The following is a 22,819-nucleotide window of genomic DNA, read 5'->3' as shown; positions in this document are numbered from 1 at the left end:
ACTATCGGGGCTGCTCCCCACAGATCGGCACGTCCTGCGTGCCCATGACCCCGTCCCACACCTGGCGCATCGGGACCATCCAGTCCTGGGTGACGCTGGTGTAGGCGATGCTGCCGCGGACCCGGTGCCGCACGCCCTGGACCCAGACCTTGCGGACGGTCAGCGGGATCGTCACCGCGGCGTCGCGGGTGCCGGCCCAGCAGCCCGATCCCCTGGTCTTGGAGCGGGCCTCCTTGAAGCCGACCTCGTCGCCCACCTTCATGCCGCCGTAGCGGAAGACGGCTTGGGTGACGTAGCCGGTGTGCCCCTCCCAGGGCGCCTCGACCGTCATCGACATGCCCTTGGTGCGCCGGCTCGGCACGGTGACGGTGACCGCACCGTCGCGGACCTCGGTGCTGGCCGCCGTCCCACACCTTGATGCCCCACTTGGCGTCCGGGTCCCAGCGGCCCTGGACCAGGCCGACGACACAGTCGTCGCAGTCGGGCACCTGGAAGGTGATGGTGGTCTGGCGCGCCTCGCGGGCGGCTGAGGTGGGGGTGGCGTCGGCGGTGGGCGCGACGCTCAGGGCACCGGCCGTGCCGGCGGCCAGGACCGCGGCCCCGGCCGCGAACCGGCGCAGGGGGCTGATGCTGCTCATGGCGTTGCTCCTCTGGCTGGATCCTCGGGGCAGGATCTAGATCGTGTCACGGTGGTGACGCCTGCGCCGCCGGTTCGGTTGCCTGCCGGAGCAGCATTTCTCAGCTCGTCGGGACGTTGGCCTCCAGCTCGGCCAGCCACGCGGCCGGCGAGGCGTCCGAGGGCATCCGCCAGTCACCGCGCGGGGACATCGTGCCGCCGTGGCTGACCTTGGGCCCGTTCGGCAGCGCGGAACGCTTGAACTGGCTGGCGAAGAACCGCCGCACGAACACCTCGAGCCAACGCCGGATGGTGGCGAGGTCGAACTCGATGCGCCGGTCGTCGGGGTAGTTCGGCGGCCACTCCCCCGCGTCGGCGTCGTGCCAGGCGTGCCAGGCGAGGAACGCGATCTTGCTGGGTGCGTAGCCGTAGCGCAGCACGTGGAACAGCGTGAAGTCCTGCAGGGAGTACGGACCGACCGACTCCTCGGTGGACTGCGGCAGGTGGTCCTCCCGGGTGGGGATCAGCTCCGGAGTGATCTCCTGGCCGACCACGTCGAGGAGCACCGCGTTGGTGCTCTCGTCGAACTGGCCGGTGCTGATCACCCAACGGATCAGGTGCTGGATCAGCGTCTTCGGTACGCCGGCGTTGACGTTGTAGTGGGACATCTGGTCGCCCACGCCGTACGTGCACCAGCCCAGCGCCAGCTCGGAGAGGTCACCGGTGCCGAGCACGATGCCGCCGCGGTGGTTGGCCAGCCGGAACAGGTAGTCGGTGCGCAGCCCGGCCTGGACGTTCTCGAAGGTGATGTCGTAGACCTCCTCCCCCTTGGCGTAGGGGTGGTCGAGGTCGGTGAGCATCGCCCGCGCGGCGTCGGTGATGTCGATCTCCTGCATGGTGATGCCGAGCGAGTCGGCGAGCGCCCACGCATAGCCCTTGGTGGCCTCGCCGGTCGCGAATCCGGGCAGCGTGAAGCCGAGGATCTCGCTGCGGTCGCGGCCGAGCCGGTCCATCGCCTTCGCCGCGACGATCAGCGCGTGGGTGGAGTCCAGGCCGCCGCTGATGCCGATCACGACCTTCGGCTGGCCGACGTGCCCCTCCCCGATGGCCGAGAGCCGCTGCTCGAGGCCCGAGACCTGGATGTTGTAGGCCTCGTAGCAGTCCTGGGCCAGCCGCTCGGCGTCGTCGGGCACGAACGGGAAGCGGTCCACCTTGCGGCGCAGCCCGATGTCCTTGGTCGGCGGGCCGAGCTCGAAGTCGACGGTGCGGAACTCCGGTCCGATCGTGCGGCGGTTGTCGTCGAACGTCCCGGTCCGGAGCCGCTCGAGGCGGGTGCGGTCGAGGTCGAGGTCGACGATCGCTGCGCGCGGTCCGTCGGGGAACCGCTCGGTCTCGGCGAGCAGCTCGCCGTGCTCGTAGACCATCGTCTGCCCGTCCCACGACAAGTCGGTCGTGGACTCGCCCTGGCCGCCGGCGGCATAGAGGTACGCCGCGAGGCAGCGGCTGGACGCGCTGCGCGCCAGCAGGTGCCGGTCGCTGGCCCGGCCGACGGTGATCGGGCTGCCGGAGATGTTGGCGAGCACGGTGGCGCCGGCGAGCGCCGCCTCGGCGCTCGGCGGCACCGGCACCCACATGTCCTCGCAGACCTCGACGTGCAGCACCAGCCCGCGTACGTCCTCGGCCTCGAAGAGCAGGTCCGGCCCGACCGGCACCTCCTGGCCGGCCAGCACCATCGAGCCGCGCACGTCGTCGCCGGGCGCGAACCAGCGGCGCTCGTAGAACTCGCGGTACGTCGGCAGGTAGGACTTCGGCGCAACGCCGAGGATCCGGCCGCGGTGGATGACGACCGCGGCGTTCAGCACCCGGCTGCCGTGCGCGACGGGTGCGCCCACGACGAGCACCGGCAGCAGGCCCTCCGACGCGGCGACCAGGCCGGCGATCTCGTCGGCGACCGCGTCGAGCAGCACGTCCTGCAGGAACAGGTCGTCGAGGGCGTACCCGCTCAGGCAGAGCTCGGGGAAGATCGCGACCGCGACCCCCTCGTCGGAGCACGCCTGGGCCTGCTCCAGCACGGCCCGGGCGTTGGTCGCGGGGTCGGCCACCCGGATCGGCACCGTGCAGGCGGCGACCCGGGCGAAGCCATGGGCGTAGGCGGAGTAGAAGTCCACGCTCCGGAGTTTCCCACGCGGCGCCCCCGCATTCGTGGGTCAGGCGCGCCCGAGGACCGTCCAAGCCGTCGCGTCGACCGTGAAGGCGCCGTCGGGGAGCAGCTCGGCGCAGTGGTCGCGAAGCGCGTCCCGGGCCTCGTCGTCGAGCCGGCGCACGTGGTCGCCGGCCGGTCCGACGCCCAGCGTGTAGGGCTCCCACCACTCCGCGAAGGAGGAGAACGGCACGGTGACGGTGATGGTGGTCTCGACCAGGTCGCGCAGGCCGGCGCCGCGGGCCAGCTCCCCGAGCGCACCCTCGCCGGTGCCGGGCAGCGAGGCCTCGTCGGCGGCGTCCGGGTCCAGGTCCTTCACTGCCTGCCAGAACGTCGACAGGGGTCCGGCGGTCGTGGCGTGGTTCCAGACGGTGGCGCCGACCAGGCCACCGACGCGGCCCATCTCGCGGAGCCCACCGACCGGGTCGGACATGAAGTGCACAACCAGGTTGGCGAGCACCACGTCGGCGGAGTCGTCGGCGAACGGGAGCTGCTCGGCGGTGCCCGGCCGGACGTCGACCCCGGGGCAGCGCGCGCGGGCCGCGGCCACGAACGGCGGCGACGGGTCGACGGCCCGGACCTGCTCCGCGCCCAACCGCTCGACGAGGCGGCTGGTCAGCACACCCGGCCCGCAGCCGACGTCCACGGCCCGCTGCCCTCGTCGTACTCCCGCGAGCTCGACGAGCTGGTCGGCGAGCGGCTCGGAGTACCGCCCCATGAAGCGCCCGTATGCGTCCGCCGCGACGTCGAAGGCCATGGCTGACTGTAGGCCGATGAGTTCGTGGCGGACAGGGGGTCGGGACCCGCGGCGCGACCCCCTGAGTGATCCTGGGTGACCATCGACACAGGCGTGAACCCGCCGGTACCGGGCTAGCCTGACGAACGGTCCGTGGACTCCACCAGGGAGCTGCGAGATGACGTCAGGGAGAGCCATGAGCCCCGAGGAGACGGCGCCGTACGGCACCGGTCCGGCCCGTGCGGAGAGCGCGCCGGACGCACCCGCACCGATCAAGCGGATCCGCACCCACCACCTGCGCGAGATGAAGCAGCGCGGCGAGAAGTTCGCGATGCTCACCGCCTACGAGCAGTACGCCGCGCAGACCTTCGACGAGGCCGGCATCGAGGTGCTGCTGGTCGGCGACAGCGCGTCGAACAACGTGTTCGCGAACGAGACGTCGCTGCCGGTGACCGTCGACGAGCTGATCCCGCTGGCGCGGGCCGTCAGCCGGTCGGTACGCCGGGCACTGGTGGTCGCCGACCTGCCGTTCGGCTCCTACCAGGCCTCCCCGGAGCAGGCCTACCTGACCGCCGTGCGGTTCATGAAGGAGGCGAACGCGCACGCGGTCAAGCTCGAGGGCGGGATCGAGATGGCCCCCCAGGTCCGCAAGCTCACCGAGGGCGGCATCCCGGTGATGGCCCACATCGGCTTCACCCCCCAGTCCGAGCACAACCTGGGTGGCTACCGGGTCCAGGGCCGCGGCGAGGCGGCGGCCCGGGTCGTCGCGGAGGCGGTGGCGATGGAGCAGGCCGGTGCCTTCGCCGTCGTGATGGAGATGGTCCCCGGCGACGTCGCCGCGGAGGTGACCAAGTCGGTGTCGATCCCCACGATCGGGATCGGCGCCGGGCTCGACTGCGACGGGCAGGTGCTGGTCTGGCAGGACGCCTTCGGCCTGCGCACCGGCCGGATGCCGCGCTTCGTCAAGCAGTACGCCGACCTGCACGGCGTACTCCTCCAGGCCGCCCGCGACTACGCCGCCGACGTCAAGGCCGGCACCTTCCCCGGCCCCGAGCACACCTTCTGACCCCGCCCGGACCCGTCGACAGGTGGTGATCGGGGCGCCGACCGGGAAGGGTGGGCGCATGCGCATGCTCGTTCTCGGACTGACCGCGATGCTCGGCCTGACGCTCACGACCGCCACGCCGGCCGACGCCCATGCCCCCGCCACCGACACCGCCGCCGCGACGACGCAGGTTCCGGCACTGAGGGTCACCCGGCTGGTCACCGGCCTCGACCACCCCTGGGACGTCCGGCCGATCGGCGACGGCCGGCTGATCTTCACCCAGCGCGACCGGGCCACCGTCTCGATCTGGGACGGCAGCCGGACCCGGCTGGTGCAGGGCTTCCCGAGCGACTCGGTGTGGGTCTCCGGCGAGACCGGGCTGATGGGGCTCGAGGTCGACCCGTCGTTCGCGAGCAACCGCACGTTCTACACCTGCCAGGGCGGCTTCACCGCCGGTGGCGGGCACGACGTGCGCATCATCCGCTGGACGCTGCGCGACGACCTGGTCTCGATCTCGGGGAGCAAGCGGCTGCTCGGCGGACTGCCCGCCACCAGCGGACGGCACGGGGGTTGCCGGCTGCTGGCGGTCGGCAAGCGGCTGTACGCCGGCACCGGGGACGCCGCGACCGGCAGCACGCCGGAGAACAAGAAGTCGCTGGGCGGCAAGACGCTGTGCCTGCTCGCCGCGACCGGCAAGCCCTGCGGGAGCAACCCGTTCGCCGGGTCGAAGAACCACAACAAGCGCTACGTGCACACCTACGGCCACCGCAACGTCCAGGGCCTCGACCGGCGCCGCGACGGCACCCTGTGGTCGGTCGAGCAGGGCAGCTACCGCGACGACGAGGTCAACCGGCTGCGCAAGGGCGGCGACTACGGCTGGAACCCGGTCCCGGGCTACGACGAGTCGGTGCCGATGACCGACCAGTCGCTGCCGGGCCGCCAGCGCGCCGCCGTATGGCGCTCGGGCGACCCGACGCTGGCCACCTCCGGCGGCGGCTTCGTCTACGGCAAGCGATGGGGCGCCCTGGACGGCAGCTTCGCGGTCGCCGCGCTCAAGGCGGAGAGGGTGCTGTTCCTCCAGCTCTCCGCATCCGGCAGGCTGCAGAGGGTGCGGGTGCCGGCGGCGCTGCGTCAGCACGGCCGGATCCGCACGGTGGTCGACGGCCCCGGCTCGGTCGCCTACGTCACCACCGACAACGGGAACGGGAACGACGCGATCCTCGTTGTCAGACCCACACGATGAGAGAGCGGTGACGACACCCCGGTGGACACCCAGACCCTGATCAACCTCGCCCTGGTCCTGTTGTTCATCCTGGTCGGCGGGGTGTTCGCCGGCACCGAGATCGCGCTGGTCTCGCTGCGCGAGGGCCAGATCAACACGCTCGCCTCGCGCGGCGCGCGCGGCGCCAGGGTGGCCTCCGTGGCCCGCGACCCGAACCGGTTCCTCGCCGCGGTCCAGATCGGCGTCACGCTGGCCGGCTTCTTCTCCGCGGCGTACGGCGCCTCCACCCTCGCGCCCGACTTCGCGCCGGTGCTCGAGCACGCCGGGCTCGGCGCGGACGCGGCCGACACCGCCGCGCTGGTGCTGCTGACACTGTTCATCGCCTACCTCTCCCTGGTGTTCAGCGAGCTGGTCCCCAAGCGGCTCGCCCTCCAGCGCGCGGCCGGCGTGTCCTACCTCGTCGGCGCGCCGCTGGACCGGTTCGCGACCCTCATGCGCCCGGTGGTGTGGCTGCTCTCGGTCTCCACCAACGCGGTGGTCCGCCTCTTCGGCGGCGACCCCGGCGCGGCCGCCGAGGATCTCAGCGACGAGGAGCTGCGCTACCTGGTCGACCAGCACGAGGGCCTCGCCGAGGACGAGCGGCGGATCCTCGCCGACGTCTTCGACGCCGGCGACCGGTCCCTGAGCGAGGTGATGCGGCCCCGCGGCGACGTGACGTTCCTGGCCGGCGACGCCACGGTCGCCGACGCGATCGCCATCGCGCTGACCAGCCCGTACTCCCGCTACCCCGTCACCGGCACCGGCCACGACGACATCCGCGGCTTCCTGCACGTGCGCGACCTGCTGGGCGCCGACCCCCGCAAGCGGGTGCGCTCGATCACCCGCAAGATCCTGCACCTGCCCGCCACCAACCGGGTGCTCCCCTCGCTCTCCCGGATGCGGGCCGAGGGCAGCCACATCGCCGTCGTCGTCGACGAGTACGGCGGCACCGACGGCATCGTCACCCTCGAGGACCTGGTCGAGGAGCTGGTCGGCGACATCCACGACGAGTACGACGAGCGGGCGAGCGTGGCGGCCGGCGAGGTGGACGCGGGGCTGACCATCGAGGAGTTCGGCGAGCGCACCGGCGTCGAGCTCGAGGACGGCCCCTACGAGACCGCCGCCGGGTACGTCGTGCACCGGCTCGGCCGGCTCGCCGTGGCCGGGGACGTGGTGGCCGTGGGCGAGCACGAGATCGAGGTCGCGACCGTCGACAAGCACCGGATCACCCGGCTGCGGGTGCGCCCGCGCGAGTCCTGAGGAACTCTCAAGTCGGCCGGCAGCCCGGCCGATGTGACCTCTCGTGATCTCGGTGCTTCGCTCTGCCCTCTGCTCGCTGTCCCTGGCCCTCGCCCTGCCCCTCGCGGCCACCGGCGCCGTCCTCGTCGGGCCGGTCGGGCCGGCGGCCGCGGCCGTCCCGCAGGACGACTTCGTGATCGCCTCGTTCAACGTGCTGGGCGCCGACCACACCGACGGCCGCCGCGGCCGACCGGGCTTCGACCGCTCCGACGTCCGGCTCGACCGGGCGATCAAGGTGCTCCGCCGTACCCACGCCGCGATCGTCGGCTTCCAGGAGTTCCAGCGTTCCCAGCACGACCGGTTCCTGGCCCGCGTGGGCGACAAGTGGGCCGTCTACGCCGGCGCGGAGTGGGACACGGACAACTCGATCGCCTGGCGCACCGACCGGTTCGCGTTCGTCGAGGGCTGGTCCGTGGCGGTGCCCTACTTCCACGGCAACACCCGGTACATGCCGGTGGTCGGGCTGCGCTCGCTGGCCAGCGACCGGATGGTCTACGTGATGAACACCCACCACGCTGCCGACACCCGCGGCAACGCGACCCAGTGGCGCAGGGAGGCGACCCGGATCGAGCGCAACACCACGCGCAAGCTCACCCGCAACCTGAACGTGCCGGTGTTCATGACCGGCGACATGAACGACCGGGCGGCGTTCTTCTGCCCGTTCACCCGCAACCAGGTGATGCGCTCGTTCCTCGGCGGCGCCAACCCGAAGGACGGGTCCTGCAACCCGCCCGCCTCGGGCGTGGACTGGATCTTCGCCAACAAGTACGCCGCCCTCGAGCGGCCGCGGATCAACCGGTCCGCGCTGGTGCAGGCGACCTCGGACCACCCGATCGTCAGCGTGCACGTCCGGCTGAGCTGATCGTCAGGCGTTCCAGTCCAGGAACGTCCCGCCCGCGGTGACCACCGCGAACCAGAACACCACCGCGGCCACCGCCAGCCCGGGCACCCAGCGCGGGTGCAGCGACCACCAGGCCAGCGCGACGACGAGCAGCAGCACCCAGACCACCAGCAGCCCGACCACCGCCCACCAGGGGGCGAGCAGCCCGCTCGCGGCGTACAGGAAGAACGCGCAGGCCATCCCCGCCATGCCGACGAACGGCCACGGGGAGACGTCGGCGCGACCGCGGGGCCTACTCGTCAACGTCGTCGTTCCAGGCGGGGTCGTTGTCCCACTCCTCGTTGCGCTCCTCGGCGGTCTCGAGCGCACGCTCGGCCTCGGCGCGGGTGGGGTAGGGGCCGAGGCGGTCGATCGGCGGGCACAGGTCCGACTCGTCCTCGACGCGGTGGTGCCGCACGCAGTACCAGAACTCGCTCATGCCGTAGAAAACTACACTCGTCGGGTGACTCCCCCGCTGCGCTCGGTGCCCGCCTCGATCCCCCGACCGGAGTACGTCGGCAAGGACGCGCCCACGCCGTTCAGCGGCGCCGAGGTCAAGGACGCGGAGACCGTGGAGCGGATGCGGGCCGCCGGCCGGCTGGCCGCCCGGGCCCGCGACCTGGTCGGGTCGCACGTCGCGCCTGGGGTGACCACCGACGAGCTGGACCGGGTCGGCCACGAGTTCCTGTGCGACCACGGCGCCTACCCCTCGACGCTGGGCTACCGCGGGTTCCCCAAGTCGCTGTGCGCCAGCGTCAACGAGGTCGTCTGCCACGGCATCCCCGACGACCGGATGGTCGAGGACGGCGACATCGTCAACATCGACGTCACCGCCTACCTCGACGGCGTGCACGGCGACACCAACGCCACGTTCCTCGCCGGGGACGTCGACGAGGAGTCGCGGCTGCTGGTCGAGCGCACCCGCGAGGCGTTGGACCGCGGCATCAAGGCGGTCCGGCCGGGCCGGCGGATCAACGTGATCGGCCGGGTGATCGAGTCCTACGCGGCACGCTTCGGGTACGGCGTGGTCCGCGAGTTCACCGGCCACGGCATCGGCAGCTCGTTCCACAGCGGGCTCGTGGTGCCGCACTACGACGACCCGGCGTACGACACCGTGATCGAGGTGGGCATGACGTTCACCATCGAGCCGATGCTCAACCTGGGCACCCACGAGTGGGACCTCGCCGAGGACGGCTGGACGGTGCTCACCCGCGACCGGCGCCGCAGCGCCCAGTTCGAGCACACCCTGCTGGTCACCCCCACCGGCGCCGAGGTGCTGACGCTGCCCTGAGGGACGGCCGGGGCGGTTTCCCCGGTGAACCGGGGAAACCGGAACTGTTGGGCCGAAACTTCGGGCCAGAAGTTCCAGTATTGGCCGAACAGTCGAGCCGTCGGCCGGCTGCGGCGGTCAGACCAGCTTGTCGTACGACGTCTCGCCGGTCTCGGCGAGCCGCCGCTCCACCCGCAGCACGGCGAGGTCGTGCTCGGGGTCGCCGCTCATGGTCGCGGCCAGGCGCAGGTGCGGGAGCGCCTCGGCGTACCGGCTCTGCCGCTCCAGGCACCGCCCGAGGGCGTGCCGCGTCCAGTCGTCGGCGGGGTTCTCCTCGACCAGGCGGTTCAGCTCGTCCTCGGCACGCTGCAGCTGGGCGCGCATCAGGAAGGCCCAGGCGCGCAGCGTGCGCAGCCCGGTGTTGTCGGGCTCCTCGGCCAGCGCCGGCTCGATGACCTCGAGCGCCTCCCGCGGCGCCCGCCGGGCGAGCAGGTCGAAGGCGGTGCGGTACGCCGACTCCGGGCCGGCCTGGCCCGGGAAGACGACGGGCGGCGCCTGCAGCTCCTGGGTCTCGGGATCGGTCTCACGGTCGCTGTCGTTCACGACGATCCAACGTACCCCGGACCCGGCGGATTCCCGCTTCCGGGCCGGCGGCGGGCGGGGCCCTATTCCTCTACCGCGGCCGTGCGCGTGCGGCCAGATTGGGAGGAGAGACCCGGAAGGGAGGCACTGCCATGCAGTGGGATCTGGGACTTCAGGCGGTGGCGCTGCTCGCGGCCATCGCGTTCGGCTTCGGCGTCGCCGCAGCGCTGCTCGTCGGCGACGGCCGGCCGCGCCGGCTGTGGGCGGTCGGCATCAACGCCGTCGTGTGCTTCACCGCCGGCCTGCTCACCAGCGAGGGCGTGGTCGGCTGGGCGACCGAGGAGGACCTGCAGCCGAACGTCAACGGGCTGTCGACCGACGAGGTGCTGCTGGCGAGCGTCCTCACGACGGTCGTGGTGGTGCTCGCGATGCGGTACGTCGCGGGCCGGATGCACAGCCCGGGCGGCGCCCGCCGGCACGTGGTCGGGCGGCACCGCGCCCTGCATCCCTGACAGCGGCACCCCTGACAGTGGTTGACTCGGCCCATGTCGTTCCGGGCCCTGCACCACGCCGAGCTGCCCCTGCTGCTGCCGAACGCGTGGGACGTGCCGTCCGCGATCGCGTTCGTCGAGGCCGGCTTCCCCGCGGTGGGGACGACCAGCTTCGGGGTCGCGACCTCGGCCGGCCATCCGGACGGCGACGGCGCCACCCGCGACGCCAACCGGGTGCTCGCGGAGCGGCTGGCGCGGCTGCCGGCGTACGTCTCGATCGACATCGAGGACGGCTACTCCGAGGACCCCGAGGAGGTGGCGGCGTACGTCGCCGAACTCGGGTCGTACGGCGTGGCCGGCGTGAACATCGAGGACAGCCTCGCGGCCCGGCTCGTCGACCCGACCCGGCAGGCCGCCAAGCTGGCCGCGGTCAAGGAGCGCAGCCCGGACGTGTTCGTCAACGCCCGGGTCGACACCTACTGGTTCGACCAGGACGCGACCGTCCCCGCCACGGTCGAGCGCGCGCTGGCGTACGTCGCGGCCGGGGCCGACGGCGTCTTCGTCCCGGGCCTGACCGACCCCGCGGCGATCCGCGAGATCGCAGCCGCCGTACCGGCGCCGCTGAACCTGCTCGTCACCCCCGGCCTGGCCCTGCGCGACCTCGCCGAGCTGGGCGTGCGCCGGGTCAGCACCGGCTCGCTCCCCTATCGCGCCGCCGTCGACGCGGCCGTCCGGGCCGCGACCGCGGTCCGCGACGGGGAGCAGCCGCCGACGGCGACGTCGTACGCCGAGGCGAACGAGCGCGTCCGCCGCTATCCTTGAGCCGCGGATGGGCTGGCCGGGCGACCGCGTGGAGGAGACTCCCCGAGGAAGGTCCGGGCTCCACAGGGCAGAGTGGTGGGTAACACCCACCCGGGGCAACCCGCGGGACAGTGCCACAGAGAACAGACCGCCCCGCCCCGCTCCGGCGAGGAGGGGTAAGGGTGAAACGGCGGTGTAAGAGACCACCAGCGACCGGGGCGACCCGGCCGGCTCGGCAAACCCCACTTGGAGCAAGGTCAAGAAGTCCCGTGCTTGCACGGGACGCGCGCACGTTCGAGGGCGGCCCGCCCGAGTGCGCGGGTAGACCGCTGGAGGGTGTCGGCAACGGCACCCGTAGATGGATGGTCGCCCCCCGGCTCGCCGGGGACAGAACCCGGCCTACAGGCCAGCCCATCCGCCCGCAGCGGGCGGCGCTACGCTCGGCCGGCACCCGTATGAGCCCAGACCGGCACGTCGGTCCTGAGGCCCTACCTCCAGCTACCCGACAAAAGGGGCGTCCATGGCAACTCCCAGTCCCGGCTACTCGATCACGGTCCGGATGGAGGTCCCTTCGTCCGCACGGGCCACCGGAGACGTGGTCGCCGCAGTGACCGGGGCCGGGGGCTCGGTCACCGCTCTCGATGTGGCCGAGTCCCTCGCGGACCGGCTCGTCGTCGACGTCAGCTGCGACGCCTCCGACCTGGAGCACGCCGACCTGATCACGGAGGCGCTCAACCGCGTGGACGGTGCGACGGTCCGCAAGGTCAGCGATCGCACCTTCCTGCTGCACCTCGGGGGCAAGCTCGAGGTCGTGCCGAAGGTGCCGCTCAAGCACCGTGACGACCTCTCACGCGCCTACACCCCGGGAGTGGCGAGGGTGTGCCTGGCCATCGCGAAGAACCCGGAGGACGCTCGCCGACTCACCATCAAGCGCAACACGGTGGCCGTGGTGACCGACGGCTCGGCGGTCCTGGGACTGGGCAACCTGGGCCCTGCGGCGGCCCTGCCGGTGATGGAGGGCAAGGCGGCACTCTTCAAGCAGTTCGCCGGGGTCGACGCGTGGCCGGTCTGCCTCGACACCCAGGACACCGAGGAGATCATCGCGATCGTGAAGGCGATCGCGCCGGTGTACGGCGGCATCAACCTCGAGGACATCGCCGCGCCACGGTGCTTCGAGATCGAGGCCCGGCTGCGCGCGGAGCTCGACATCCCCGTGTTCCACGACGACCAGCACGGTACGGCGATCGTGGTGCTCGCCGCTCTCACCAACGCCCTGCGGGTCGTGGGCAAGCAGCTGAGCGAGGTGCGCATCGTCGTCAGCGGGGTGGGAGCGGCCGGTCACGCGATCATCGAGCTGCTGCACGCCCAGGGCGCGACCGACATCGTGGCCTGTGGCCGGAGCGGCTCGGTGCACGGCGGACAGGAGAACCTCGACTCGGCGCGACAGTGGATCGCCGACCACACCAACCGCGACCGCTTCGCCGGCTCGCTCAGGCAGGCGATGGTCGGGGCGGACGTCTTCATCGGCGTATCGGCGCCGAACCTGCTCACCGGCGACGACGTCGCGACGATGGCCGACGATGCGATCGTCTTCGCGCTCGCGAACCCCGACCCGGAGGTCGACCCGGTCGCCGCGGGACAGCACGCAGCGGTGGTCGCGACCGGTCGCTCCGACTACCCCAACCAGATCAACAACGTGTTGGCCTTCCCGGGGTTCTTCCGCGGGATGCTCGATGCCGGCACCCACGACATCACCCAGGAGGTCATGCTCGCGGCCGCCTCCGCGATCGCGGACGCCGTCTCGCCGTCGGAGCTGAACGCCAGCTACATCGTGCCCTCGGTCTTCGACCCCCGTGTCGCAACCGCGGTGGCCGATGCCGTGCGCGAGGCCGCCACGCCGGCCTGAGACTGCCCGCCAGGCACTGTGAGCCCGTTGTCTATACCTTGCTCGCCACCACCATGTAGTTCTCGGCCTCAGGGTTGAACGTGCTCATTTCCGTCCGGAGTCCGACCCGGCTCAACTCGACTTCGAGTTCGTCGTATCGGTAGGGCCAGCACGACAGCAGTTCCGAGCGGACAAGAACCGGCCCAGCCCCATCAACCTGCGCGACCGCGATCTCGATGTGGTGCTCCTCCTCCCAATGCGGCGCAATCTCCCAGCGGTAGACCACGACGGCATCGCGACCGTTCCGGCGGACGAGTCGATCAGTGATGTCCAGCCGGGAACCTCTGGCCCTCACGAGTTCCCACGTGCGGGTGGTGAGTACCAAGCGCCCGCCACGGCGCAGAAGCCGTGACATCGACTCCAGGGCAGCAACCCTGCCCCTCGCGCCCACGGCATGGTGCAGCGAGTTGCCAACACAGAACACCGTGTCGAAGGTGGCGTCCTCGAAATGGTCGGGCAGCTCTTGCCAGTCCGCCCGCACTGTCTGGACAGACGCTCTGAACTCCTCAGCCAACTTTGCAGCCCGACGAACCATCGCTTCGCTGGCGTCAGTTGTGAAGCGCCCCAGGTTTGATGCCGCATCCTTTTGAGTTGGAAGGATGCGAACCATGCCGAAGAAGATCGATCCCGCAGTCAAGGAGCGGTGCGTGCGGCAGGTGCTGGAGCACCTGCCGGAGTACCCGTCGCTGACCGCGGCCGCCGAGTCCGTCGCACGCCGCGAAGGCCTCGGGAAGGAGACCGTGCGCCGGTGGGTCGTCCAGGCCCAGATCGACGGCGGCCAGCGCCAGGGCGCAACCAGCGAGGAGCTCGCTGAGATCAAGGAGCTCAAAGCCAAGGTCCGTCGGCTCGAGGAAGACAACGAGATCCTCCGCCGGGCCTCAATTTTCTTCGCGGGGGAACTCGACCCCCGCAATCGCTGATCGTCGCGTTCATCGACGAGCTGCGGGCCGAGGGCCACGCGGTCGAGTCGATCTGCCGGGTCCTGCGCGAGCAGGGCTGCCAGATCGCCGCGCGGACCTACCGCGACTGGGCACAAGCCAACTGCCTTGTCGCAGCCCGGACGATCACCGACGCTCAGGTCACCAACCAGGTCCGTGACCTGGCCTGGACCGTCGACCACGAAGGGGTGCGCCGGATGACACCCGAGGGGCTCTACGGGCGTCGGAAGATGACCGCGCTGGTGCAGCGCACGTCGCCCGAGGCATCGCCCGGCAGCGTGGACCGGGCGATGAGAACCCTGTCCCTGCAAGGGGTTCGGCGTTCGAAGGGGATCCGGACCACGATCCCGGCCAAGGACGGCAAGCGAGCCGGTGACCTGCTGGATCGCGACTTCACCGCCGAAGCGCCGAACAGGACCTGGGTCATGGACTTCACCTACGTGAGAACCTGGGCCGGGTTCGTCTACGTCGCGTTCATCCTCGACGTGTTCGCCCAGAAGATCGTCGCCTGGAACGTCGCGCCCACCAAGGCCGTCGAGTTGGTCGACGTCCCGCTGCGAATGGCGTTGTGGCAACGCGACCGCGAGGGCCACCCGATCGTGCCCGGCGAACTGATCGGCCACGCCGACGCCGGATCGCAAGGCGAAATCAACCGGTCGTCGCAACACCTTGATTTCGGAGGTGTTCGAGGATGGCGACGAAGGACTGGAGCAAGAAGACCAGCGATGCGCCGGAGGGGCTTCGTCGGCAGTGGCGTGCTGATCGGGCGCTGAGGCCGGCGATGCGCTCGCCCGGGCGACCGGACCCGTCGCGGGTGGTGCAGCGACAGTTCTGGCGGCAGATCGCCACGGGCGTCACGACGGTGGAGGCGTCGATGGCCGTGGGCGTGTCGTGGCCGGTCGGTGCTCGCTGGTTTCGCCACGCTGGCGGCATGCCGCCGATCTCGCTGGCCGAGCCCACCGGCCGCCACCTGACCTTCGAGGAACGCGAGGAGATCGCGATCCTGCGCGCCAAGGACAAGGGCGTGCGCGAGATAGCCCGTGCGATCGGGCGTGACCCGGGGACCGTCTCACGCGAACTTCGTCGCAATGCAGCGACTCGTGGCGGCAAGCAGGAGTACCGCGCTGGCGTAGCGCAGTGGAAGGCACAGCAGGCGGCGAAGCGTCCCAAGACCGCGAAGCTCGTGACCAACGAGCGGTTGCGTGAGTACGTGCAGGATCGGCTCGCCGGCAACGTCCGCCGTCCCGACGGCACGATCGTGCCGGGTCCGACACCGCCGCCGTGGAAGGGCCTGAACAAGCCGCATCGCCGGGACAGGCGGTGGTCGACGGCTTGGAGCCCGGAGCAGATCGCCCAGCGCCTGAAGGTCGAGTTCCCCGATGATGAGTCCATGCGCATCAGCCACGAGGCGATCTACCAGTCGCTGTTCATCGAGGGCCGCGGTGCGCTCAAGCGCGAACTGGTCACCTGTCTGCGCACCGGGCGTGCGCTGCGGGAGCCGCGGGCCCGGTCACGGAACAAGGCACAGGGGCACGTGACCGCCGATGTCGTTCTCAGCGAGCGCCCCGCTGAGGCAGACGACCGGGCCGTCCCTGGCCACTGGGAGGGCGATCTGATCATCGGCACGGGTCGGTCTGCGATCGGCACCCTCGTCGAGCGCAGCAGTCGCTCAACGCTCCTGGTCCATCTGCCGCGACTGGAGGGCTGGGGTGAGAAGCCGTACGTCAAGAACGGGCCATCACTCGGTGGCTACGGGGCCGTCGCGATGAACACCGCGCTGACCGCGTCGATGACCAAGCTGCCCGAGCAGCTGCGCAAGACCCTGACGTGGGACCGTGGCAAGGAACTCTCGGGCCACGCGTTGTTCGCGGTGGCGACCGGCACGAAGGTGTTCTTCGCCGACCCGCACTCGCCGTGGCAGCGACCGAGCAACGAGAACACCAACGGCCTGTTGCGCCAATACTTCCCCAAGGGCACCGACCTGTCGCGCTGGTCCGCCGAGGACCTGGAGGCCGTCGCCTATGCGCTCAACAACCGGCCCCGCAAGGTCCTCGGGTGGAAGACACCCGCTGAGGTCTTCGAGGAGCAACTACGCTCCCTTCAACAACCCGGTGTTGCATCGACCAGTTGAACTCGCCCAATACACCTCGATCACCTTCACCGAACACCTCGCCGAGGAAGGCATCCGGCCCTCGATCGGGACGGTTGCCGATGCCTATGACAACGCCCTGATGGAGTGCGTGATCGGGCTCTACAAGACCGAGTGCATCCGCACCACGGTCTTCCACGCCGGCCCCTACCGGACCATCGGCGACGTCGAGTACGCCACCGCCGGCTGGGTCGACTGGTACAACAACAGGCGCCTGCACGGCTCGCTTGGGATGATGACCCCAGTGGAGTTCGAGCAGGCCCACTACGCGACTCTCAACCGAGAGCCGCAACCCGCATAGGAGCGGCACAGAACCTGAGGCGCTTCAGTTGCGACAACCCGCATGCCACGACCGGCGAGGCCAACCGCCAACTGTCCCGTTCCGCACGAGCAGTCGAGGACGTGAGCGTTCGACGGCAGGAGCCGGAGGACGTCATCGAACGACGCAGCGAAGTCGGCCGGAGCCAGCCTTGCATCCGAGATGAGCCACTCGTACACCTCGGCAAGCGCGTCGTAACCGCTCACAACAACTACCTCCGTCACCCGGCTGACTACGGTGGCAGATCAGTACATCAGCGGAGCAAGTCGGTTCACCAATGGTTTCGCAGGGGCCACCCGCTGATGCCGCGACGGTGGGTCGGGCCGGCGCTGCTGGCAAGCCCAATCCGGTTCGAGCGGCTAGTACCTCACGCGAGTCCGGAGCTCGCATTTCGATCCCGCCGACGGTACGGCAGCGTCCTCCTGCGCGAGCAGACGGAAGGTCTGGCGCACGTGGGCAGCCCGCGCGGCTCGGGTGATGGTTGCGGTGCCGTACGCACGAACGGTGAACTCACCGTCGGCGGCCTCACCCGATCCGCCGCCCTCCGCCTCCAGGCCGAAGGTCCAGTGCGACCCGGGAGTCGCCGAGCCTATCCCGAACGACACCCGCATCAGGTCGTCACCGCGTACGGTCACCGGCCGGATCCGCACCGTCACCAGCTCCCCGTCGACGCATCCGGCGTCGGCGCGGAACGGGTGACCTTCGAAAGCCGGCGCTTCACCGCGGGTCACGGTGGTCGCGTCCGACGAGCGATCGAGGTGACCGACCACAGCAGCGCCCGCAAGAGTCGTGGCGCACAGCAGCGGTGCCGTCGATCGGATGACTCGGTTACCCCACATCAGTAATGAACCTCCATCCCACGCATGTGAAGCGCCCCAGATCGATGTACCACGTCGGGGTCGCTGTCCAGCGGGGCACGCCGCTGCTCAAGTTGTGCTTCCCGTCGGAGCATTCGTTGGAGGGTGTGCTGATCAGGTCGGTCGCCAACAGGTCCAGCTCATCGCTCGGGACCAGGCTCGAGGAGTCCCCGCTCCCCCCGGCCGACCAGTGGATAGGTCCGTCCAGGTCGACCTCGACGACGTACGTCGGCGTGTCGAGTGCGTCGACACTGTCCACCGCAAGGCCGACCCCAGCGGAGGCTGGCCAACGACTCACAGGGGCGGGATCCTCTCTCACCCGGGCACCGGTCAGTATCTGAGGGCGCCGCCGTTAGGCGGCGGGCGTGTAGTCGTCGGCAAGAGCGATCTCGATGCCGGCGGGTGGGTGCCAGAGCTCGACGACCAGGGGGCGTCGGGTTCCGGGGAGTCGGCGGGTGCCGGTGTGGTCGACGAGGTAGAAGCCGCCGTGGGGGTCACGCCACATATAGATGCCGGGGAACGGCTGCTTGACCTGCCAACCCGCGCCATGCGTCTTGATCCGGTGGTGCAGGGTGGTCATCGGCCCGTAGTTGCCCACCCCGCTGACACCACCCTGGTGATAGGGGATGGTGTGGTCGACCTGCATGCCCGGTGAGGTGCAGGAGGCGAAGGGGAAGGTGTCGGCCGGCGTCATCAGATGCACGGCCCGCCTATGTCGGTCGGGGATCTCCCAGGAATCCACCGGGGCTTGGCCGGCGAGGTCGAGGACCGGACGGATCGTGAACCGGGCGTGCGGGCCGAGGAACCGGCGGACCCACTCCTGGGTGACCGGACCATGGCCCTCGACCCGGACGATCCCCTCGGAACTCTGGGTGCGGTCGGCGCCGGGGTCGGCGTAGGTGTGCACGTACAGGCACACCTGCGGCAACAGATCCGCCAGGTCGGTGTCGGCCGGCGCGCCGGAGACCAGCAGCAGGAACGCGTGCACCCGCCGGTCATCCTCGGTGGCCAGGTGGGGGGCGTCGGGCAGGGTGTCGGCGAGCTGCTTGGCTCGTTGGGTGACGTAGTCGTCGATGGCCTCGATGGTGGGCAGGTCGGCGTGCACCAGGAACGAGGCCATCCCGTGGGTCTCGTCGGCGACGGTGCGGCGGACCTTCTTGGCGAACCTCGCCTTGGCGGCGCGCTCCTCCTTCTCCCGGGCCGCCTCGGGGGCGGCCTGGGCGACCGTGCCGGCCACCAGCTCCTCGAACCGGGACCAGGGCAGCCGCCCGTCCGCGGACTCGAAGACGCGAGCATCGACGTAGGCCGCCTGCTCGGCGGTGAGGGTCCGGGTCTTGGTGGTGACGTAGCGGGCATAGGAGGCGCGCACCTCACCGGCCTCGACCCGCGCCCACAGGCGCGGGAACCGGTGCTCCAAGTCCAGCGCGTCCCCGATCAGAGACGCCGCCGCATACGGCGAGCGGCCGATCCGGGCCCCGAACTCCGCCGCCGCGAACTCGGCGACCCGCGGGGTGCCCTCACCGCCGAGCTGGCGAGCGCGTTCGCGACCAGGCTGGTCGGCCTCGACCGGGTCGAGCCGGTTCGCCGGGTGCACGATCGCCCACTGATACGCCAGCCGGAGCAGCTCGGTCTCGGCGTCGCGGATGGTCTCCGAGCACGCGCCGGCCAGGTCGAGGATCCGCTCCTCCGACAGGTCGGCCAACTCGCGTGCTGTGCTCATGAGGACCAGTCAAGCAGAGCCCACCGACAGCGGGTCCGACACAGTGTTTGCCCAGGTCAGGGGCGTATCAGTATCAGGCCGTGCCTACGGTTCCGGGGTCTCGACACGGTTGCTGCGCAACCTGCTCGACACTTCCCCGGCGAGAAGTAGACGAGCTCGTTCCAGGCGTCGGTGTCGATGGGCACGGGCCGAATCTTGCCCCACTCCACCGACAGCACGCTCGAAGACGGCGCCAGGCTCCGTTGTGGTGCCGTCGACGACCGTCGCGGCTTGGCGCGGTTGTCGGCGTCGTGCGCCATGATGGGGTCAGTTCGCGAGGTCAGAAAGGAGGGTCGACGATGACGGTTCTCGATGCCGAGGCGGCGGTCGACAAGTTCAACGCACCGCTCTACACCCAGGCCGAAGCATCCCGCTTCCTCGGCCTCCCTGAGTCGACCTTCCGCAACTGGGCACGCGGCTACCACAGCATCGTCCGGGGTCGTGAGGTGATGGGCGCTCCCATCCTCACGGCCCTGAACAACGGACACCGGGGGGCGAGCATCCCGTTCGTCGGCCTCGCCGAGGGCTATGCCCTGACGGCGATCCGCAAGTCCGGCGTCCCGCTGCAGCGGATCCGGCCAGCTCTCGAGCAGCTGAACACGGAGTTCGGGCTCACGCACGCCCTGGCGTCGAAGAAGCTCTACACGGACGGCGCCGAAGTGCTTTTCGACTACGCCGAGAGGACCGGCGGAGACGAGCGTGACGCCGTCCGCGAACTGGTGGTCGTCAGGAACAACCAGCGGGTGTTCGCCGAGGTCGTCGAGGACTACCTGCATCGCATCGAGTTCGGCGCCGACGGGTTCGCAACGGCAGTTCCACTGCCCGGATTCAGGAAGGCAGAGCTCGTCGCCGACGTTCGGCGAGCTTTCGGCCAGCCTGTGTTCCGACGCGGCGGTGTCCGCCTCGAGGACGCGGTCTCCCTGTTCAAGGCGGAGCGAGACATCAACGTCGTCTCCGAGGAGTACGGCATCCCGCGCGACGAGCTCGAAGACGTGCTGGCCGTCCTGATCAGGACCGCCTGACTCAGCGGCCACGATGACCGGTCTGCACTTCTTCGTCGACCGAAGCCTGGGCCGACGTCAGGTGCCGGATCTGCTCCGGGCCGATGGCTGGGACCTTGCCACGCTCGCGGAGCACTACGGCATCCCCGCCGACGAAGACGTCACCGACGTCGAATGGCTCCGGCTCGCTGGTCAGCACGCTTGGCCTGTGCTCATGAAGGATGAGCGGATCCGATACCGCTCCGCGGAGCGCGCTGCGCTCCTGGAGCACGGCGTGCGGGCTTTCTGCCTGACCTCGGGCAACCTGACGGGCCGCGAGATGGCCGAGCTCTTCATCGGCCACCGGTCGGCGATCTGGGATCAGGCTGCCGGAGCCGGCGCGGCGCTCTTCGCCGTTTCTCGGACCGCTCTACGACAGGTCGACCTCAACGATTGAAGTGCCGGGGCCCGGCGTCGCCGCGCAACCAAGCCCCGAGCATCAGCCCTCGACGTCCGCCGCGGCCACGTCCTGCCCGTCGGGCGTGGTGGGGTGCTCCTCGTTGATCGCCTCGACGGCCTCGGTGAGCTCGGGGTCGGCGGGCTTGGGGCGGCGGTCGAGGTGGACGCCGGCGATCATGCAGCGCACCGAGCCGCCGGCGAGCTCGATGGTGGGGATGTCGACGGAGACGATCTCGCAGGACTCCTCGATCGCCGCGATCTGGTCGGGGCGGAGGCTGCGGCGGGCGCGGCCGGACATCGCCATGACGTAACGGCGCTTGCCGGTCTCCGTCCGGCCGCAGAGCTCGACGGCGTTGCCGGCGAAGTCGCGGATCTGCTGCTCGGTCAGCTCGATCACCGTGCGGCCGTTGACGGTGAGCCGCTCGCGGACCTGCTCGCGGCGCTGCTCGTCCGGGATCATCCCCAGCGCGATCATCGCGATGTCGGTGCCGACGCAGGCGAGCACGTTGGTGTGGTAGACCGGCACGCCCTCGGAGTCGACCGCCTCGAAGGCCATCGGCTCGTAGTTGAAGTCGCTGCAGAACCGCTCCAGGACGTGGGTGTCGGCGCGGTGGCTGACCGCCATGTACGCGACCCGGGACACGTGGTCGAGCACCATCGCGCCGGTGCCCTCGAGGAAGATGCCGTCCGGCTCGAGCCCGGAGTAGTCGACGATCGTCTGGGTCCGGTAGTCCGACTTCAGCATCTCCAGCACGTCCGCGCGGCGCTCGTGGCGCCGGTTCGAGGCGTACATCGGGTAGACGGCGACGTAGCCGCCCGCATGGGTGGAGAGCCAGTTGTTCGGGAACACGCTGTCCGGGCGGGTGTGGTCCTCGTCGCGGAAGACGTGCACGCGTACGCCGACGTCGCGCAGCGCCTGGGCCAGCGCGTCCATCTCGGCCAGTGCCTTGCTCGACGTCGCATCCTCGGACTGGCCGGCCGGGATGTCGCGCTGGAAGGCGTTGTCGGCCGCCGTCGCGGGGTTGGGGACGAACCGCTCGGCGCGGACCAGGATGACGGCGGACGGGGCTTGGGCACTCACGTTCGCCGAATGTAGATCATCGCCGCTCCGGCGCGTGGGCCGCACCACCCTGGCCGGTTCGCGCCGGTCCTCTGGGCGGACCGCGGTTGGGCCCGCCGTACGCCATTGAGTATGGTTAGCCAACCCTAATCTTCTGAAGGAACCATGAAGCGCGTACCGGCCCTCCTCGCCCTGTCCCTCGCAGCCACGCTGCTCGCCACCGGCTGCGGCAGCGACAGCGACGCCCTGGTCATCTACAACGCCCAGCACGAGGAGCTGATGACCGACGTCGCCAAGGCCTTCACCGACGAGACCGGCATCGACGTCGAGCTGCGCAACGGCAAGGACCTGGAGATGTCCGCCCAGCTGGTCGCCGAGGGCAAGGCCTCGCCCGCCGACGTGTTCCTGACCGAGAACTCCCCCGCCATGGCGCAGGTCGAGAACGCCGGCCTGTTCACCGAGCTCCCGCAGGACGCGGTCGCCCCGATCCCGGCGATGTACCGGCCACGCAGCGGGCTGTGGACCGGCTTCGTGGCCCGCTCGACCGTGCTCGTCTACAACACCGACCAGGTCTCCGCGGACGAGCTGCCCGACTCGATCCTCGACCTCGCCGACCCCGAGTGGAAGGGCCGGATCTCCTTCTCCCCCACCGGCGCGGACTTCCAGGCGATCGTCGCCGCGGTCCTCGACCTCGAGGGCGAGCAGAAGACCCGCGCCTGGCTGGAGGGCATCAAGGCCAACGGCACCGTGTACGACGGCAACAACGTCGTCCTCGAGTCGGTCAACTCCGGCGAGTCCGAGGTCGGGATCATCTACCACTACTACTGGTACCGCGACCAGGCCGAGTCGGGCGACGTCTCCGACCACAGCGCCCTGTACTTCTTCGGCCACCAGGACCCCGGCGCGTTCGTGAGCGTCTCCGGCGCCGGCATCCTCGCCTCCAGCGACCACCAGGCGGACGCGGAGAAGTTCGTGTCCTACCTGACCAGCACCGCCGGCCAGCAGGTGCTCGCCGACAGCTACGCGCTGGAGTACCCGCTCAACCCCGACGTCCAGCTCGACCCACCGGTCAAGCCGTTCGCCGAGCTCGATCCGCCCCAGGTCAACGTCTCGGACCTCGACGGCAAGGCCGTGGTGGACCTGATGACCGAGGTCGGGTTCCTCTGAGCGAC

Annotated in this window: 22 protein-coding genes, 1 other RNA gene, 2 pseudogenes and 1 other annotated feature; of the genes and pseudogenes, 15 read left to right on the top strand and 10 right to left on the bottom strand. The window is 70.5% G+C overall.

The annotated features are described in order from the left end of the window. Position 1 precedes the first annotated feature (1 nt). From NOCA_RS11815 to NOCA_RS11800, 3 genes are all read right to left on the bottom strand, one after another. Positions 2–361 (bottom strand): hypothetical protein, encoded by a 360-nt coding sequence (locus NOCA_RS11815; protein ID WP_041546495.1) that lies wholly within the window; start codon positions 359–361, stop codon positions 2–4. 377 nt (positions 362–738) lie between these two features. Beyond that, entirely contained in the window at positions 739–2,784 is a 2,046-nt protein-coding gene (locus NOCA_RS11805) for an NAD(+) synthase (RefSeq protein WP_011755499.1), read from the bottom strand. A 39-nt stretch (positions 2,785–2,823) separates the two neighbouring features. Further along, complete coding sequence (locus NOCA_RS11800; RefSeq protein WP_011755498.1) at positions 2,824–3,573, bottom strand: class I SAM-dependent methyltransferase; 750 nt, start codon at positions 3,571–3,573, stop codon at positions 2,824–2,826. Positions 3,574–3,730: 157 nt separating this feature from the next. Between NOCA_RS11800 and panB the strand changes: the two genes are divergently transcribed. Genes panB through NOCA_RS11780 form a run of 4 tightly spaced genes read left to right on the top strand, consistent with a single transcriptional unit; the run spans position 3,731 to position 8,019 of the window. Then, complete coding sequence (gene panB / locus NOCA_RS11795; RefSeq protein ID WP_011755497.1) at positions 3,731–4,618, top strand: 3-methyl-2-oxobutanoate hydroxymethyltransferase; 888 nt, start codon at positions 3,731–3,733, stop codon at positions 4,616–4,618. A 58-nt stretch (positions 4,619–4,676) separates the two neighbouring features. Then, positions 4,677–5,840, top strand: a complete 1,164-nt coding sequence (locus NOCA_RS11790; RefSeq protein ID WP_011755496.1) for a PQQ-dependent sugar dehydrogenase — start codon at positions 4,677–4,679, stop codon at positions 5,838–5,840. 21 nt (positions 5,841–5,861) lie between these two features. Continuing rightward, positions 5,862–7,118, top strand: a complete 1,257-nt coding sequence (locus tag NOCA_RS11785; RefSeq protein ID WP_011755495.1) for a hemolysin family protein — start codon at positions 5,862–5,864, stop codon at positions 7,116–7,118. 52 nt (positions 7,119–7,170) lie between these two features. Beyond that, on the top strand, positions 7,171–8,019 hold the full coding sequence (locus NOCA_RS11780) for an endonuclease/exonuclease/phosphatase family protein (protein ID WP_158305663.1): 849 nt from the start codon (positions 7,171–7,173) through the stop codon (positions 8,017–8,019). 3 nt (positions 8,020–8,022) lie between these two features. Here NOCA_RS11780 and NOCA_RS11775 read toward each other — a convergent pair whose 3' ends face one another. Both NOCA_RS11775 and NOCA_RS11770 read right to left on the bottom strand, forming a co-directional pair. Continuing rightward, positions 8,023–8,301, bottom strand: a complete 279-nt coding sequence (locus tag NOCA_RS11775; RefSeq protein WP_140404052.1) for a hypothetical protein — start codon at positions 8,299–8,301, stop codon at positions 8,023–8,025. After that, positions 8,291–8,476, bottom strand: coding sequence for a hypothetical protein (locus NOCA_RS11770; RefSeq protein WP_041546493.1), 186 nt, complete (start codon positions 8,474–8,476; stop codon positions 8,291–8,293). Before NOCA_RS11770 ends, NOCA_RS11775 begins: the two co-directional genes overlap by 11 nt. 24 nt (positions 8,477–8,500) lie before the next feature. On the opposite strand from NOCA_RS11770, the gene map reads away from it, so the two are divergent. Beyond that, positions 8,501–9,328, top strand: coding sequence for a type I methionyl aminopeptidase (gene map / locus NOCA_RS11765; RefSeq protein ID WP_011755493.1), 828 nt, complete (start codon positions 8,501–8,503; stop codon positions 9,326–9,328). A gap of 117 nt (positions 9,329–9,445) precedes the next feature. Here map and NOCA_RS11760 read toward each other — a convergent pair whose 3' ends face one another. Then, entirely contained in the window at positions 9,446–9,910 is a 465-nt protein-coding gene (locus NOCA_RS11760; protein ID WP_011755492.1) for a tetratricopeptide repeat protein, read from the bottom strand. A 131-nt stretch (positions 9,911–10,041) separates the two neighbouring features. Between NOCA_RS11760 and NOCA_RS11755 the strand changes: the two genes are divergently transcribed. The 4 genes from NOCA_RS11755 (at position 10,042) to NOCA_RS11745 (ending at position 13,087) form a co-directional block, all read left to right on the top strand. Next, entirely contained in the window at positions 10,042–10,401 is a 360-nt protein-coding gene (locus NOCA_RS11755) for a hypothetical protein (protein ID WP_011755491.1), read from the top strand. A 33-nt stretch (positions 10,402–10,434) separates the two neighbouring features. Next, a complete protein-coding gene (locus tag NOCA_RS11750) occupies positions 10,435–11,202 on the top strand; it encodes an isocitrate lyase/PEP mutase family protein (protein WP_011755490.1) in 768 nt (255 codons plus the stop codon). Positions 11,203–11,210: 8 nt separating this feature from the next. Beyond that, an RNA gene (gene rnpB, locus NOCA_RS26215) (RNase P RNA component class A) lies at positions 11,211–11,599 on the top strand. Between the two features lie 102 nt (positions 11,600–11,701). Continuing rightward, complete coding sequence (locus tag NOCA_RS11745; RefSeq protein ID WP_011755489.1) at positions 11,702–13,087, top strand: NAD-dependent malic enzyme; 1,386 nt, start codon at positions 11,702–11,704, stop codon at positions 13,085–13,087. A gap of 31 nt (positions 13,088–13,118) precedes the next feature. Here NOCA_RS11745 and NOCA_RS11740 read toward each other — a convergent pair whose 3' ends face one another. Beyond that, on the bottom strand, positions 13,119–13,736 hold the full coding sequence (locus NOCA_RS11740; RefSeq protein ID WP_083768137.1) for a class I SAM-dependent methyltransferase: 618 nt from the start codon (positions 13,734–13,736) through the stop codon (positions 13,119–13,121). Between NOCA_RS11740 and NOCA_RS28265 the strand changes: the two are divergent. The 3 genes and pseudogenes from NOCA_RS28265 to NOCA_RS11720 all read left to right on the top strand — a co-directional run. Continuing rightward, positions 13,735–14,708 (top strand): annotated as a pseudogene (locus tag NOCA_RS28265) (IS3 family transposase); the annotation flags it as partial. The gene NOCA_RS11740 and the pseudogene NOCA_RS28265 sit on opposite strands and share 2 nt — an antisense overlap. Beyond that, positions 14,004–14,138, top strand: a sequence feature (AL1L pseudoknot). Its footprint overlaps the pseudogene before it by 135 nt. 47 nt (positions 14,709–14,755) lie before the next feature. After that, entirely contained in the window at positions 14,756–16,195 is a 1,440-nt protein-coding gene (locus NOCA_RS11725; RefSeq protein ID WP_011753564.1) for an IS30 family transposase, read from the top strand. Positions 16,196–16,199: 4 nt separating this feature from the next. After that, positions 16,200–16,514, top strand: a pseudogene (locus NOCA_RS11720) (transposase); the annotation flags it as partial. Positions 16,515–16,891: 377 nt separating this feature from the next. Here the strand turns inward: NOCA_RS11720 and NOCA_RS11715 are convergent. Beyond that, positions 16,892–17,263, bottom strand: coding sequence for a hypothetical protein (locus NOCA_RS11715; RefSeq protein WP_140404227.1), 372 nt, complete (start codon positions 17,261–17,263; stop codon positions 16,892–16,894). A 478-nt stretch (positions 17,264–17,741) separates the two neighbouring features. After that, the gene (locus tag NOCA_RS11705) at positions 17,742–19,109 is read right to left on the bottom strand and encodes a DUF222 domain-containing protein (protein WP_011755483.1); all 1,368 of its coding nucleotides are present in this window, start codon (positions 19,107–19,109) and stop codon (positions 17,742–17,744) included. A 338-nt stretch (positions 19,110–19,447) separates the two neighbouring features. Here NOCA_RS11705 and NOCA_RS11700 point away from each other — a divergent pair, with 338 nt between their 5' ends. Continuing rightward, positions 19,448–20,170, top strand: a complete 723-nt coding sequence (locus NOCA_RS11700; RefSeq protein WP_011755482.1) for a hypothetical protein — start codon at positions 19,448–19,450, stop codon at positions 20,168–20,170. A 13-nt stretch (positions 20,171–20,183) separates the two neighbouring features. Further along, complete coding sequence (locus NOCA_RS27550; RefSeq protein WP_011755481.1) at positions 20,184–20,585, top strand: hypothetical protein; 402 nt, start codon at positions 20,184–20,186, stop codon at positions 20,583–20,585. A gap of 42 nt (positions 20,586–20,627) precedes the next feature. On the opposite strand, the gene ctlX is transcribed toward NOCA_RS27550, so the two are convergent. Further along, positions 20,628–21,668 (bottom strand): citrulline utilization hydrolase CtlX, encoded by a 1,041-nt coding sequence (gene ctlX / locus NOCA_RS11690; protein ID WP_041546489.1) that lies wholly within the window; start codon positions 21,666–21,668, stop codon positions 20,628–20,630. Between the two features lie 144 nt (positions 21,669–21,812). Here ctlX and NOCA_RS11685 point away from each other — a divergent pair, with 144 nt between their 5' ends. Further along, complete coding sequence (locus tag NOCA_RS11685; protein WP_011755479.1) at positions 21,813–22,814, top strand: iron ABC transporter substrate-binding protein; 1,002 nt, start codon at positions 21,813–21,815, stop codon at positions 22,812–22,814. The last annotated feature ends 5 nt before the right edge of the window (positions 22,815–22,819 follow it).

The sequence above is a fragment of the Nocardioides sp. JS614 genome (genome assembly GCF_000015265.1).
Lineage (GTDB): Bacteria > Actinomycetota > Actinomycetes > Propionibacteriales > Nocardioidaceae > Nocardioides.
Note: the sequence above shows the minus strand (reverse complement) of the source record. Positions and strands in the feature narration are given on the sequence as shown.